This is a genomic window from Singulisphaera rosea (genome assembly GCF_054877945.1).
This window is the reverse complement of the sequence record NZ_JBTYIP020000006.1, coordinates 115,790-129,108: the sequence shown is the minus strand read 5'-3', so window position 1 is coordinate 129,108 and position 13,319 is coordinate 115,790. Positions and strand designations below refer to the sequence as shown.

Below are 13,319 nucleotides of genomic sequence, written 5' to 3'. Positions count from 1 at the left end.
CCGTGGCTAAAAATCGAAAGCCCAGCGGTCATTCCCAATCAGAGAGGTAACCGAGGATTGGGGGCGTGCGGGTAGTCGGCTGGTCGATAGGCGATGGCGAGCTCGGGGGTTTGGCGGCGTCGGCCGTCCTGGAATCGCGAGGTCAGGGCGCGGTCGAGCATGCCGGCGGTGAGCAAGGTCCGCTCGACGGGGTAGCTCGGCTTGCCGTAGTGGATCATCCGCTCGATCGCGTGGAGCATGAAGCCGAAGTGGGGGTAGTGGGGCTCCGTGCGTTCCTCGGCGCGGGTGGCCAGGGGCTCGGCCTCCCCCTTGAGCTTGAGGGCGACGTTGATGCTGGTGGCATACCCGCTGAGCATCAGCACGGCCGCCGAGAATCCGTCGTTGTATTCGAACAAGAACAGGGCGACATCCTTGTTGTGGACCTCGCGGGGGTTCAACCCTTCCGCCTTCAGGCTGACCTTCAACGCGGCCTCGAGCAGGTCCTTGCGGACCCGGCCGGCGTCGATCGCGCGCCAGATCTCGTTGCCCGTGAGGCACTCGACCGACTTCACCCCGACCTCACCCCCCTTCCTCCGCTCCACGAACGCCTGGAGGAATTCGATCGAGTGGAAGCCGTAGATGTCGAGGCCGCCGTAACCGACGCCCACAGCCCCTTCGAGCTCGCAGCCGAGCGGGATGGAGAGCTCGGGGGCCCGGTAGGAGAGCGGGAGTGAGGAGCCGGCCATGAACGGGATTTTCAGGGCCTTGGTGGTCTCGTACATCGCCAGGGCGTCTTCCCAGACGGGGCCGATGTGCTTGTCGGAGAAGACCGGGACGACGCGCCTGTACTTGCGAAACGTCGCGGCGATGGCGTCGAGGAAGCGTCGGCGGGGGTAGAGGTGCTGGCCGATCGCGTTATAAGGGTAGTCGCCGTGCTCGCCCACGCTGATGACGCCGTCGACGGGGATCCCCTTGCCGCCGACCGTGACGGCCCCTTCGATCGTGTTGAAGACCGGTATCTTGTACTTCTTGGCCAGGGCCAGGCCGAAAGCGGCGTCGGCATTCTCCTTCTGGTCGATGTAGAGCGAGGCGAGCTTGAGCCGAGGGCCCGGGCCGCCGTCGAACTTCCACCCTTCGAGGATCCGGCCGATGAGGACGTCGGAGTGCGACCCCTTGAAGTAGGTCGTGAGGATCGCCGCGACCGGCTTCGCCGCGCGGGCGGGAGTCGGCTCGAGGAGGTCGTCGAGGGGCCCTCCTCGGGCGACCCCGAAAGCTCCCGAGGCGGTCAGGGCCGAGGCGGCCTCGAGCCAGCGTCGTCGCGAGATGGGTTCGGGGGCATCCATCGTCGAGGCTCCTGGGGTGGGATCGCGCGGCCCGTGGTCGGAACCGCGACGTCCCAAGGTGCCTCGCCGAAGGGTGTTCCGCAAGGGGGTGATCCCCGATGCCCAGACGTCAGAGGATCCCGTAGCGCTTGAACGCCTCGGTCACGGACATCCCCTCGGCGAGCTTGACCCGGACGAGGTTCTCGCCCCGGACTTTCTCCTCGGCCTGCTCGATCGCCTTCTCGGCCGCGGCGTGGGGGAGGACGACGACGCCGTCCGCGTCGGCCAGGATCAGGTCGCCGGGCTCGATCGCGACGCCGCCGCAGACGATCGGCACGTCGTGCGCTTCGACGTCGAGCCGGCCGAGGCTGTCGGCGGGGTGGACCCCTCGGCAGAAGACGGGGAAGCCCATCTCCTCGATCGCCTGGGTGTCGCGCGTATATCCGTCGATGATGATCCCCCGGCAGCCTCGATACGTGGCGGCCGTCGAGAGCAGCTCGCCCCAGAAACTCCACTCGCACAGGGAGACGACCATGACGTCGTCTTTCGCGAGGGCATCGACCGCGGCGAGCTCTCCCTTGTAGGGTTCCGCCGGGGCGGTATCCGTCGTCGCGATGACCTTGACCGTCAGCGCATAGCCCGCCGTCCGGGCCTTGGGGAAGAGCGGACGGACCTCGGGCCGGAGCGACTGGTCGCGATACCCCAGGCGGTCCAGGACGTCCGCGACCACGGGCGTGTAGAGCCGGTTGAGCCGTTCGATCGGCCCCGGCGGACGGTCGGAATTTGCTCTCGCCATGCGTCGGCCTCTGTTGCGTAGGACCATCCCGTCGCACCCGTTTGGTCCGCCGATCGGCCCCGAAATCCTTCATCTCTCCCGCGTTGCGCACCTCGGCGCCGACCGATCATCCCGAAGGCCGGGACGCCCGGTCAAGGGACGTCCTTGTCGGCGATGAAAACATCCGACTTCGGGAACCTCTCGAAGAGGCTCGCGGGCTTGCCGAAGTTCGTCGCCAGGACATCGGCCGGGTTCCCGGCGATCCACTGGGAGAGGTCGATCGTCTTGTACACGCCGGTGTTGAAGCCGATGAGGATCCGGCTCGGCTCGTCGCCGACGTTCTCGATCGAGTGCCCGTAGCCTTGCGGGATATATCCGACGTCGCCCTTCGACAGGGCCTCGGTCCGGTATCGGCCGTGGGAGCCGAACAGGGAGACGCTGATGTCTCCTTTGATGACGTACTGCCACTCGTCGGCCGTCGGGTGCCAGTGGAGCTCGCGCAGGGCACCCGGATCGAGATCGAGGACCACGCCCGTGATCGTCTGGGAAATCGGGAAGGTCTCGGAATCAACCCGCCACTCCCGACCCCCTTTGAACTCGCGATGGGGAGGCCGCTTGAGGAGCTGGTACTTGTGCGTGAGCGCCGGCGTCTTCCACCCCTGGAGGGGCTTCGCGGGCTCCTCGGGGGGGAGCGATCCCTTGGCGAAGTAGACCTCCTCCTTGGGGAAGCCGTCGAAGGCCGACTCCGGCAGGTCGAAATTCTTCGCGAGGAGCGCCTTGGGCACGTGGCCGATCCAGTCGGAGATGCTGAACGTGCCGAACTCGGAGAAATACCCGTTGTCGAAGATGAGGATGAAGTGGCAAGGCTTGTCGCCGAGGCATTCGAGCATGTGGCCGTGGCCTCGGGGGAAGTACCAGACGTCTCCCGGTTCGAAGTCGTTCGTCTCGGCGGCCCCGTCGGGGTCGATGACGGTTGTCCGCACTCGCCCCTCGGTGACAAACGCCCACTCGGCGGCGGTGGCGTGCCAGTGGAGCTCGCGCATCGCCCCGGGCTCGATCTTCATCGAGACCCCGGCGATCCCCTTGGAGATCGGGAGCTGCTCGACGGTGGCTTCCTTCCCGTAGCTCTCGCCGATGACCTTCCCGGTCGACTTCTCGAGCGCGAACTTGAACGTCGGCAGTTCCTTCCCCGCGAGCGCCGGGTCGGGCACGTTGTTCATGAAGCTCGAGTCACCCGCCTTCGCGTCCCTGGTCGTCGCCAGGAAGGCGGCCGAGGCCGCCGCGAGGCCCGCCGCGCCCGCCAGGAAATCCCTGCGCTGAAATTCGGACATCGGATCAGTTCCCAATCGAAGAAGAGGGTCGCCTACCCCGGAAACTCTCGCCGCCGAAACCTATGACGCTAACCCGGGCCGAGACATCCCAGTTAAACATCAAGTTCGCTTCGCCCGCCCCCATGAACGGAAGGCTAGCCATCGGTCGGGATGGGCCCTCGGACGAACCCGTACGACCCCGGATCGTTTTTGAGTGTATCCTGCGATACACCGCAAGGGGATCTCCGAGCGAGGACGACGAGCCCAGCAAGACCACCTACAATCCAAACACTTAACAATCCTTCAATATTAATAAACAAGCGAATCTTGGCCAGCGGCTCTGGCATAGCATCCGATCTGGAGCGGTTTGCAGCCGACTCACACAGGGCTTCTGTCACACGGTCTGCCCTCTCACTGGCTGATCCCGCGGGGCAGGAGTGCCCCGCAGTTGCAGGCCGTACTTCTGCAAACTCGTCTCACATGTCTCGACACCTTAACCTTCCGGCAGGGTGAACGATTCGGGTACGAATTCGCTCGTGCCCGCATGCCTCGCGAAAGCCGACCCCGCGGGCGAGCCGAGGAGCGAGATGATTTCCGGGTCGTAGTTGGCGATGGTGTTAACGTCGTAGATCGCGATGTTGTCGGGGTCGTTGACGTACTCGTCCGACTCGTCCCCCGAGAAGAAACGCCAGCCGCTGTCGAAGAAGTCGACGTCGGCCTGCTCGCGGTACATATACCCGACGGGAAGTCCGTCGACCGTGATGCGATCGGTGGCGTAGCAGCCGCCGTGTCCCAGAGCCAGTGGCCGAATCTCGTCGGACCGCAGCTTGAACAACTTCTCGGGCATGGCGATCCCTCCGATTAAACATCAGAAACGGTCGAGCATTCCAACCGAGGCACCACCTCTTCCATCAGGCGACGGAGGCTCCCGAGGACCTGCTCGTGCGACAGGCCCGCCCAGCGTACCTCGACGTTGGCGACGTCGAAGGGGGCCTGCGCGTGCAGCTCGAGGAGTTGTCGGGCGACCGACTCGGGGCCGCCGACGATGAAGTTGATCGGGTGGGCGCAGAGGCCCGCGAGGTCGTCGGGCTCGGGCGTCCCGGCGGGGATCTTCCCCTCGTCGCGGAATCGCCGCCAGAGGGTCCGCAACGCAGGCTCGGCGAGCGCGAAGGCGGCCTGGTCGTCCGGGCCGACGAAGACCGGGCGGTTGGCCGCGATGAGCCCCTCACCCCCCTGCTCCCGGTAGGCGGAGACGTATTGCCGATACTGCTCCGGCGTCCGGAGGTGGGAGAAGAGCATGTTGAACCGCAAGGCCCCGGCGATCCGCGCCGAGCCGACGCTGTTGACGGCCACCCAGCAGCGCCCAGGCAAGTCCTGCGATGGGGTCGGAAGCGCACGATGAGGCGGGACCGTAAAGAACCTCGGAGATTCGCCCGTCCAGTCTCCGCTCCAGGCCGAGCGGATGATTCCCAGGGCCTCGGCGAATCGAGCCTGCCGGGTCGCATCGTCCGGAGTCTGGGTGCCGAAGAGCCCGGCTTCCTCGGGCGTGCTCCCGCTGCCGAAGCCGACCGCCATCCGGCCTTTGGTCAGGACGTCCGCCACCGCGACATGCTCGGCGACGTCGAGCGGGTGGTGGAGGTTGAGGCAGATGATCGCGGTCCCCAGGCGGATCTCTCTGGTCTGCCCCGCCAGGTGCAGCGCGAGGAGCAAGGGCGTGGGCAGGTGCCCCTTGTGGGCATGCGCGTGGTGCTCGGCAAACCAGGCGTAGCGCACGCCGAGCGCATCGCCCAGGCGGACCAACTCGGCCACCTCGTCGAAGATCGCCCCCGAGGGCCGGGCCGAGGGTCCTTCGAGATGGTCGGTGAGCCCGATCGTGAACATGCCGCGTTGTCTCCTCGACGGTGCACGGGGAACGTCGCTTGGGAACCCTTCGTTCAACTCGCGGCCGGCTGCAATTCCTCCGCCAGTCCGGAAGCCCCTGCAACGCTCTTCTCGGCGGGCGGCCAGAAGAAGACCGCCAGGAGGGTCGCGGTCACGAGGGAGATCCCGAACGGCACGAGGAAGAGGTGGTGGTAGTCGATGACCTTCACGACCTTCCCGCCCACGGTCGCGGTCGTGCCGAAGACGTCGACGAGCCCTCCCCAGAGGAAGTTGGCGGCGAACTGCGAGATCCCCAGGATCATCAGGTTGAACAGCCCCTGGGCGCTCGAGCGGATGTCCTTGGGGAAGTGCTCGTCGACGTAGATGAAGACCGTCGCGAAGAAGCAGGCGTAGGCGAACCCATGCACGAGGTTGACGGCGATCACCGCCCAGAGCGTGTCCCGGTCGCCGATCGCGTAGACGCCGAACCGGATCGCCTGGCTGAGGACCCCGAAGATCAGCGTCCGGCGCCAGCCCAGCCTCTTGATCAAGGTCCCGAGCATCGCCATCGCGACGACCTCCATCGTCTGGCCGATGCTCATCGCCGGGGCGATCCAGTTCTCGGGCAGGCCGATCGACTGGAAGAAGCGGCTGGTCCAGAAGTAGTAGCCGAAGTGGACAATCGAGTCGAAGAAGGTCGCGATGAACAGGACGAGGAGGCTCGGGTTGGCCAGGAGCCGGATCGCTTCCAGCGGTGCGAACGGCTCGCCCCGATCGGTCGGCGGCGGGGTGCGCGGGAAGGTGAGGCTGGCGACCGCCAGGAGGAGCGACGCAGCCCCCGAGGCGAGGAACGTGCCGGTCAACGCACGTTCCATCGCCGGGCCGGTCTTGGTCGTCGACAGCGCGGTGCCCAGCCAGGAGAAGAATCCCCCGGCCTGCTCCATCGCGGGCACACGCGCCCAGTCGATCGAGATGAACACCAAGGGCCAGGCCGCCGCGACCCATCCCACGCTCCCCCAGAGCCGCAAGGTGCCGAACTCCTTCCGACCGTCGGCGACGTGGGCGAACGCGATGGCGTTGGCGACCGACAACGTCGGGACATAGAAGAAGCAATGGATGAGCATCAGGCTGAAGAACGGCCAGAACGTCTTGACGTACGCGAGCCCGAGGATCGCCAGCCCGCCGAACAGGTGGCTGACGGCCAGGAACCGCTCTCGGGAGACGTGCCGGTCGGCGAGCTGGCCCCCGAAGAACATCCCGGTGACCGAGGCGATGGCGAACGTGTTGAAGATCCAGGCTTGCTGGAAGCCGCTGAAATTCAGGTAGCGGCTCCCCATGTACAGGCCCAAGAGCGGCAGCCACGCCCCCTTGATGAAGTACTCGAGGAAGAACATCAGGCCAAGCCTGAATCGGCAAGCGGCGATCATCGGCCTTGCACTCCACCCAGGCTTGGTCGATCCGTTCCAAGTGAGACAGGCGCTCGACGACCTCGTCGACTTCAGGGCGGCATGGGCTCCTGCCCTCACCGATTACGTTCACCGCGGTCGGTCAGGTGACGCCAGGCCGCCGTCGCTCGGCCGAAGCCCTTCCCAACGCCAGATCATAATAGCCGCCTTCCACCGCGAGGGCGAGTTGATGGATACCCCCCGCGAAAGAGGCGAGCTTCATCACCGAAGGCCCTGACGACCTGACGGCTATCCCACTCGACGAGGTGAGCGACGCGCCTATCCTATCGACGTCTCTGCACGTGATGGATAAGGAAGGCGGCCAAGGGAGCCAGGGCGCAGGCGAATAGGAACAGGGTGGCAACGGACTCGAGGCGGAGGTGGAGATGTTCATCGGCGATCCGGCTGAAGTCCATCCAGTGGCCGCCCCCCTTGGCGTCGCCATAAGCTTCGCGGTGCTCCCGGCTGGAGATGAGCTGGTAGGCAAATCGGGCGTCGGCCAGGATGATGTAGAGCCCGAGGAAGGCGTAGAGGGGCCGTTCGGCACCGCGGAGGACCTGGCGGCCGCTCAAGGCACGGTAGAGGAAGATCCCGGCGATCAGGAGCTCCATCCCATGACCCATCGCCGTGATCAGCAACTCGCGGAGCGGGGAGAAGGCCGCAAGGGAGTAGAACCCCACCGCAACCAGGACGACGATGAGCGCCGGCCGATCCCTCCTCGAACGGACGATCGCGACGGCAAAGGCTACGAAGACGAGGAGGACCAGCAGCGGTTGCTGCGTGAATCGGTGCGAGACGCCGCCGCCGTAGGTCAGGTCGAACGACGGCACCGCCGGGCAACCGAAGATCCAGGCAGTTGCGACGTGGCCAAGCTCATGGATGACCGTCATGAGCACCGCGGGGACCAGGCCAACGAGCGGGACGGCCAGGGCGACCGCCGCAAGCCCCGCGCCAATCACCAGCGACTTCACCGCCTCCCGGTCGATCGCCTTCGACGTCCCCCGCTCCCGCCGGGCCGCAGCCCGTTTCGGGGTGGCTTCGGACGAGTCCGGAACCTTGGGAGCGACGGGCAAGAGCGGGATCTCCGCGACCGGGATCGTCGTCACCGCCCCGCATTGCTTGCAGCGGGAACGACGCCCGGCCATAGCCTCCTCGGCCCGGAACGATTTGCCGCATCCCTGGCATGTGAACGCGATCATGGCCCAGTCCCCGATCAATCTTCGTCCCTGCCCGCACGACCCGGATCGCCCTTCGGCGTCGCCTGCCCGAGCCGTCCGCGAGAGGTGTCTCGGCCCTGACGTAGGAGTCGGCCGGCTTCAAGATCGGAGCCGAGGGGCGTGGCACGAGAGTCACCATCGATCTCGCCTCCGAGGCGGTCCCGGACCGATTCCCCGGGTGAACACGGATGAATCGTGCCAAACCAATCGTCAACTTGAGCGAAATCTGCCCCTCATCAATCATTCATGAGAGATTGACATGCAAAAATCCACGCTCGGCGCACTCAGCTTGTTCGCCTTCCTGGTGGTCCCCTTCGAGGTGTTCTTCGTGTTCGGTCTTTATTTCGCCCCGGGTTGGGCCAATGGGTGGCCTTCGGGGACACCGATCCATCAAGTTTGGTCGATCGGGCTGACGGCCGGGATGGTCTCAATTTTGGCGACTCTGGAGTTGGGGGTCTGCGGTGTCATCGGCCTCGCCATGAGCTTGGATTCGAAGCGATCGCGATTCGTCCGGGCGGCTTGCGTCGCCTGGCTGTCGGCATGCATACTTGCCGACATCTTGGCGGCGTATTACCTTCACTCCAGCCTGTACGCCGAAGCCCTGGCGATGTGGCCGAATGGTTATCATCGCTAAGAGGTCTCGAACCTCCCAACATTTTTCTCTCAGGGCATCGAGACAGAAGGGGCCCTGCATAGCCAAGGGTTAGGGCCCCCGAAGGTCGGATACCGGGGATGTCTGGCCGATCAATCGGGTTCGGCGTTGGCTCTTGTCTTCTTCGGCGCCGGTTCCGTGGCATCTCCGGGCTTTCGAGGGGTGGGCATCGGGGCGTTCACGGACTTGCGCCAGGCGAGGAGTTTGGCGTGAAGATCCTTGACGCGGTCGGGGTGGGCCGCGGCGAGGTCCTTCGTCTCGCTCAGGTCGTCATGGAGGTTGTAGAGTTCGAGCTTGCCGGTCTCGAAGAACTCGATCAGCTTCCAGTCGCCGGCGCGGACGGCGCCGGCGGGGGTGGTCCGCCAGTCCCCTGGGCCCGCGCCAAGGTATCCCGGGAAGTGCCAGTAGAGGGCCTCGCGACCGAGGCTGGACCGGCCGCCGCTGGTCAGCAGGCGCAGGTAGCTGACGCCGTCGAGTGTCGTGTTCGCGGGGGCCTGGCCCCCCGAGAGCTCGAGCAGGGTGGGGTAGAGGTCGACGCTGTTGATCGGCTCGTCGCTGGTCGTCCCCGACGGGATCTTGCCGGCCCATCGGAAGACGTACGGGACCCGAATCCCCCCCTCGTAGAGCATCCCCTTGCCGCCTCGGAGCGGGGCGTTGTCGGTGATCTTGCCGCCGCCTTTGATCCCTTCGCGGGCGTAGCCGCCGACGCCGCCGTTGTCGCTCGCGAAGATCACCAAGGTCTCGCCCGACAGGCCCAGGTCGTCCAGGGTCTTGAGCACGCGACCGACGCTCTCGTCGACGCTCGCGATCATGGCCGCGTAGGTGGGGTCGTAGTGACCTCCGACCGGGGCCTTGTCCTTGAACTTCTTGATCAACTCGGGCTTCGCCTGGTGGGGCGCGTGCACGCCGAAGTGGTGGAGCGCGAGGAAGAAGGGCTCTTCCTTGTGTTGGGTGATGAAGCCGACGGCACGGTCGGTCAGGAAGTCGGCGAGGTAGGTGCCGGGCGGGTAGTCGGTCTTCGGAGTCGTGTCGAAGTCGAAGTGCCGGCCCGCCGACACGATGGCCTCGTCGAACCCCCGGCGCGAGGGATGGTAGGGGCCGTCCTGGCCGAGGTGCCACTTGCCGAACAGCCCGGTGGCGTAGCCCGCCGACTTCAGGCCTTGGGCAAGCGTCACCTTCTCGAGCGGGAGGGTCACGACGTTGTCCACCGGCCGGAGCGGCCGGGTCCGCCAAGGGAACCGCTCGATCGACCCGACCGTGTAGACGCCGGTGCGCGGGCCGTACTGGCCGCTGATCAGGGCCGCGCGGGTGGGCTGGCAGTTCGGGCCGCAGGAGTATCCGCTCGTGAATCGGAGCCCCTGGGCGGCCATCCGGTCGATGTTCGGGGTCTCGTAGTAGCCGCCCCCGTTGCATCCGACGTCGGTGTACCCGAGGTCATCCGCGAGGATGAACACCACGTTCGGCTTCCGGGGTCCCTCGGCCGCGCCGGACGACGAGCCCGCGAAAACCCAGGCCGCGATGGCCGCGGCAATCATCATCACGATTCGCATCACCACTCTCCAAATATCCAGGTCCGAGTCGAGGCCTTGGATCGGACGGCAACCGACGAGACTTCCCGAGTCTCACCACCATTTTGACTCGCCTCACCGCCGGCCCGAAGAGCACTCGGTCCGGGTGGGTGTCGTCCAAAGTAGGAGCACTGATCGCCCAAACGAGCCCGCCGGGCGTCGGTTTCCACAACACATGCCCTTCCCAACTTCACCGAGAGTCGGAGGGGCGACAACACTCGGGCAGCCCTCGGCAGCACAATCCACCTGACTCACCAAGACTTTACAGAACCAAGCAGGGTGGGTGAAGACGCAAATTTCACTAACTCGATCGAATTTATGATTTTCAAATCTTGCTTATCCCAATTTAAAGTTATAGGCTATCGCCAATCGCGGGCCTCGGGGATCGAGGAGCAACGGCCCGAGTGCGGGCTAGGACGCATCCATCCGGTGGCGAACCCTTTGGTTGTGGTTGGTTTTTCGCCCGAGCAAAGGAAGGGCTGGAGACGATCCGCAGATGGCACAGATAAACACACCCATTTTTAATATATTTTACTTTCATAAGTTTTCACTATACAATGATACAACCGCCTTCTCTGGTCCACGTTCTACCCGAGGCTAAAAACCGAGAGCCCAAAACGTGGTAGAATCTCGCCCGATGTCGGGTCGTTGTTCTTTTGAGGTGTGATCTTGGCACATTCAATATCCGGCCTGGCAATAGCCCTGGCCCTCATGCTCCCGCTGGCATCGGCTCGCGACACCCTCGCGGCGGCTCCGAAGCCGAACATCGTCGTGATCCTGGCCGACGACCTCGGGTTCTCCGACCTGGGCTGTTACGGCGGCGAGATCGAGACGCCGCACGTCGACCGGCTGGCGAAGGGGGGGATTCGGTTCACCCAGGGCTACAACACGGCCCGCTGCTGGCCGTCGCGGGCCGCGCTCCTGAGTGGCTACTATGCCCAGCAGGTGAATCGCGACCCGGCGGGGGAGCGTCCCCGATGGGCCGCGCTGCTCCCCGACTTGCTGAAAGGCGCCGAGTATCGCTCGTACCACTCGGGGAAGTGGCACGTCGACGGGCCGGTCCTCGACGCGGGGTTCGCGCGGTCGTACCACCTCGAGGACACCGACCGCTTCTTCTCGCCGAAGTTCCACAGCCTCGACGACCGTCGACTTCCTCAACCCAAGGCCGACGAGGGATATTACGCCACGACCGCGATCGCGGGCCACGCGATCGACTGGCTTGACGAGCACGAGGCGACGCACCGCGGGGATCCGTTCTTCCTCTACGTGGCGTTCACGTCCCCCCACTTCCCGATCCAGGCCCTCCCCGAGGACATCGCCCGCTACCGCGACCGCTACCTGGAGGGCTGGGACCGGACCCGCCAGCGTCGCCTGGAGCGACAGCGCGAGCTCGGGATCGTCGACACGTCCCTGTCGGCACGCGACCCGAAGACCGTCCCGGGTTGGAATACCACCAAGGCCGAGTTGGTGAAGCGGATCGGACCCGGCGAGGTCGACCACGCGGTCGCCTGGGACGACCTCGACCCGGCGCAGAAGGCCTTCCAGGCCACGAAGATGGCGATCCACGCGGCGATGGTCGACCGGATGGACCGCGAGATCGGCCGGATCGTGGCGAGGCTCGAGGCGTCGCATCACCTCGACGACACGATCATCGTCGTGGCCAGCGACAACGGCGCGAGCGCCGAGATCCTGATCCGAGGCGGCGGCCACGACCCCGCCGCCCCTGCCGGCTCGGCGAAGACCTTCCTCAGCCTCGGGCCGGGTTGGTCGACCTCGTCGAACACACCATTCCGGCTGCACAAGTCGTGGGTCCACGAGGGGGGGATCTCCACCCCCGTGATCGTCCACTGGCCCGCCGGAATCCCGTCCCGCGGCGAGCTCCGGCACACCCCCACGCACCTGGTCGACGTCGTCCCGACCCTGCTGGAGTTGGCAGGGCTCTCATCCCCCGCGACCTGGAACGACGAAGCCCGCCCCCCCCTGGCCGGTCGGAGCCTCGTCCCCGCATTCGCGAAGGATGTCGCCGTCGCTCGCGACTTCCTCTATTTCCACCACATCGGCAATCGCGCCTTGCGCGTCGGCGACTGGAAGATCGTCGCCGTCAAGGGAGGCCCCTGGGAGCTCTACAACCTCGCCCACGACCGCGCCGAGTCCCAGGACCTCGCCGCGAGCCATCCCGACAAGGTCAAGGAACTCGCGGCGGTCTGGGAACAACGCGACGAGGAATTCCAACGCCAGGGGGCGACCGGCCAACCCTTGCCCAGGACGGCGAGCCCGAAGGGTTCCCAGTGAACCCAATCGCCCTGAGGTTGGCCCCAACGTCGAGAGCGGACGGATCGCGGACACTACCAACCGAAGGCGTATAGACCAGCGAAGACCACGTATAGCCCGGTGGGCACCGCCCACCGGGACTACGCGAGGACGAACCACGAGGCCTCCCGGAGCTACCCTCAGCGTTTCGAGCGGGGCTTGCCGTCTCGGTTGACCTGCCAGACGTCGCCGGTGTTGACCTCCAGGGCCGTGAGCCATCCCCCGCCGTAGCAGAAGGTGTCGACACACTTGAGATAGCCGAGGTCGAGGATCTCGCCCTTCTTTTGCGCCGTGTGGCCGACGACGACCGTCTTCCCCGACTCGTGGGGGCCGGGGAGGATTCCCCGGAGCGACTCCCAGCGCAGCATCGCCGGCTCCTGCTCGTCCATGGGGAGGTCGGGGTAATAGTTGGCGTGGAGGAAGATGTGCGTGTCGGTCTCGTAAAAGTCGCGACAACCCTCGAGGAAGTCGATGTGGTCCTGCGGGACGAGGGCGATGTCGCGCCCCTGACCGTAGGAATCCAGGGTCGCGATTCCCCCGATGTCGAGGAACCAGTGGAGGGGATGTGTCCCCGACCGGACGTCGAGGAGCATCTGGTCGTGATTGCCCAGGATCGGGATCAGGCGGCATTGCGAGCCGAGGGCGATCAAGCGGTCGAGGACGCCTCGGCTGTCGGGTCCCCGGTCGACGTAGTCGCCTAGGGTGACGACGAGGTCTTCGGGGCGGGGCCGGACGAGTTCGAGCAGGGCCTCGAGGGCCTTCGCGCAGCCGTGCATGTCTCCAATGGCGATCGTGCGGGCGGGCATGGATCCGGGCGCTCCTTCCTTGTGAGAGCCGGTCGACCGCCCGGCGACAGTTGGGTCAGCACTCCGCAGTCTTCG

General features: G+C 65.8%; 11 protein-coding genes. 2 read left to right on the top strand and 9 right to left on the bottom strand.

The genetic code is table 11. From position 1 onward, the window contains the following. Positions 1-38: 38 nt before the first annotated feature. The 7 genes from ACYOEI_RS13465 to ACYOEI_RS13435 form a co-directional block, all read right to left on the bottom strand. Positions 39-1,322 carry a hypothetical protein gene (locus tag ACYOEI_RS13465; RefSeq protein ID WP_462850016.1) on the bottom strand — a complete coding sequence of 428 codons (1,284 nt, stop codon included), beginning with the start codon at positions 1,320-1,322 and terminating at the stop codon, positions 39-41. Positions 1,323-1,431: 109 nt separating this feature from the next. Beyond that, positions 1,432-2,097, bottom strand: coding sequence for an RraA family protein (locus ACYOEI_RS13460; RefSeq protein WP_462850015.1), 666 nt, complete (start codon positions 2,095-2,097; stop codon positions 1,432-1,434). 131 nt (positions 2,098-2,228) lie between these two features. Further along, positions 2,229-3,407 carry a cupin domain-containing protein gene (locus ACYOEI_RS13455; protein ID WP_462850014.1) on the bottom strand — a complete coding sequence of 393 codons (1,179 nt, stop codon included), beginning with the start codon at positions 3,405-3,407 and terminating at the stop codon, positions 2,229-2,231. Positions 3,408-3,879: 472 nt separating this feature from the next. Then, positions 3,880-4,233, bottom strand: a complete 354-nt coding sequence (locus ACYOEI_RS13450; protein ID WP_462850013.1) for a DUF2185 domain-containing protein — start codon at positions 4,231-4,233, stop codon at positions 3,880-3,882. Between the two features lie 14 nt (positions 4,234-4,247). After that, positions 4,248-5,267, bottom strand: a complete 1,020-nt coding sequence (locus tag ACYOEI_RS13445; RefSeq protein WP_462850012.1) for an LLM class flavin-dependent oxidoreductase — start codon at positions 5,265-5,267, stop codon at positions 4,248-4,250. A 53-nt stretch (positions 5,268-5,320) separates the two neighbouring features. Next, the gene (locus ACYOEI_RS13440) at positions 5,321-6,673 is read right to left on the bottom strand and encodes an MFS transporter (RefSeq protein WP_462850011.1); all 1,353 of its coding nucleotides are present in this window, start codon (positions 6,671-6,673) and stop codon (positions 5,321-5,323) included. Positions 6,674-6,975: 302 nt separating this feature from the next. Then, positions 6,976-7,890 (bottom strand): FYVE zinc finger domain-containing protein, encoded by a 915-nt coding sequence (locus tag ACYOEI_RS13435; RefSeq protein WP_462850010.1) that lies wholly within the window; start codon positions 7,888-7,890, stop codon positions 6,976-6,978. A 277-nt stretch (positions 7,891-8,167) separates the two neighbouring features. Here ACYOEI_RS13435 and ACYOEI_RS13430 point away from each other — a divergent pair, with 277 nt between their 5' ends. Next, on the top strand, positions 8,168-8,542 hold the full coding sequence (locus ACYOEI_RS13430) for a hypothetical protein (protein WP_462850009.1): 375 nt from the start codon (positions 8,168-8,170) through the stop codon (positions 8,540-8,542). Positions 8,543-8,652: 110 nt separating this feature from the next. Here the strand turns inward: ACYOEI_RS13430 and ACYOEI_RS13425 are convergent, their stop codons facing one another. Further along, complete coding sequence (locus tag ACYOEI_RS13425) at positions 8,653-10,110, bottom strand: sulfatase (protein WP_462850008.1); 1,458 nt, start codon at positions 10,108-10,110, stop codon at positions 8,653-8,655. Between the two features lie 687 nt (positions 10,111-10,797). On the opposite strand from ACYOEI_RS13425, the gene ACYOEI_RS13420 reads away from it, so the two are divergent. Further along, entirely contained in the window at positions 10,798-12,420 is a 1,623-nt protein-coding gene (locus tag ACYOEI_RS13420) for an arylsulfatase (protein ID WP_462850007.1), read from the top strand. A gap of 158 nt (positions 12,421-12,578) precedes the next feature. Here the strand turns inward: ACYOEI_RS13420 and ACYOEI_RS13415 are convergent, their stop codons facing one another. Next, entirely contained in the window at positions 12,579-13,244 is a 666-nt protein-coding gene (locus ACYOEI_RS13415; RefSeq protein WP_462850006.1) for a metallophosphoesterase family protein, read from the bottom strand. Positions 13,245-13,319 lie beyond the last annotated feature (75 nt).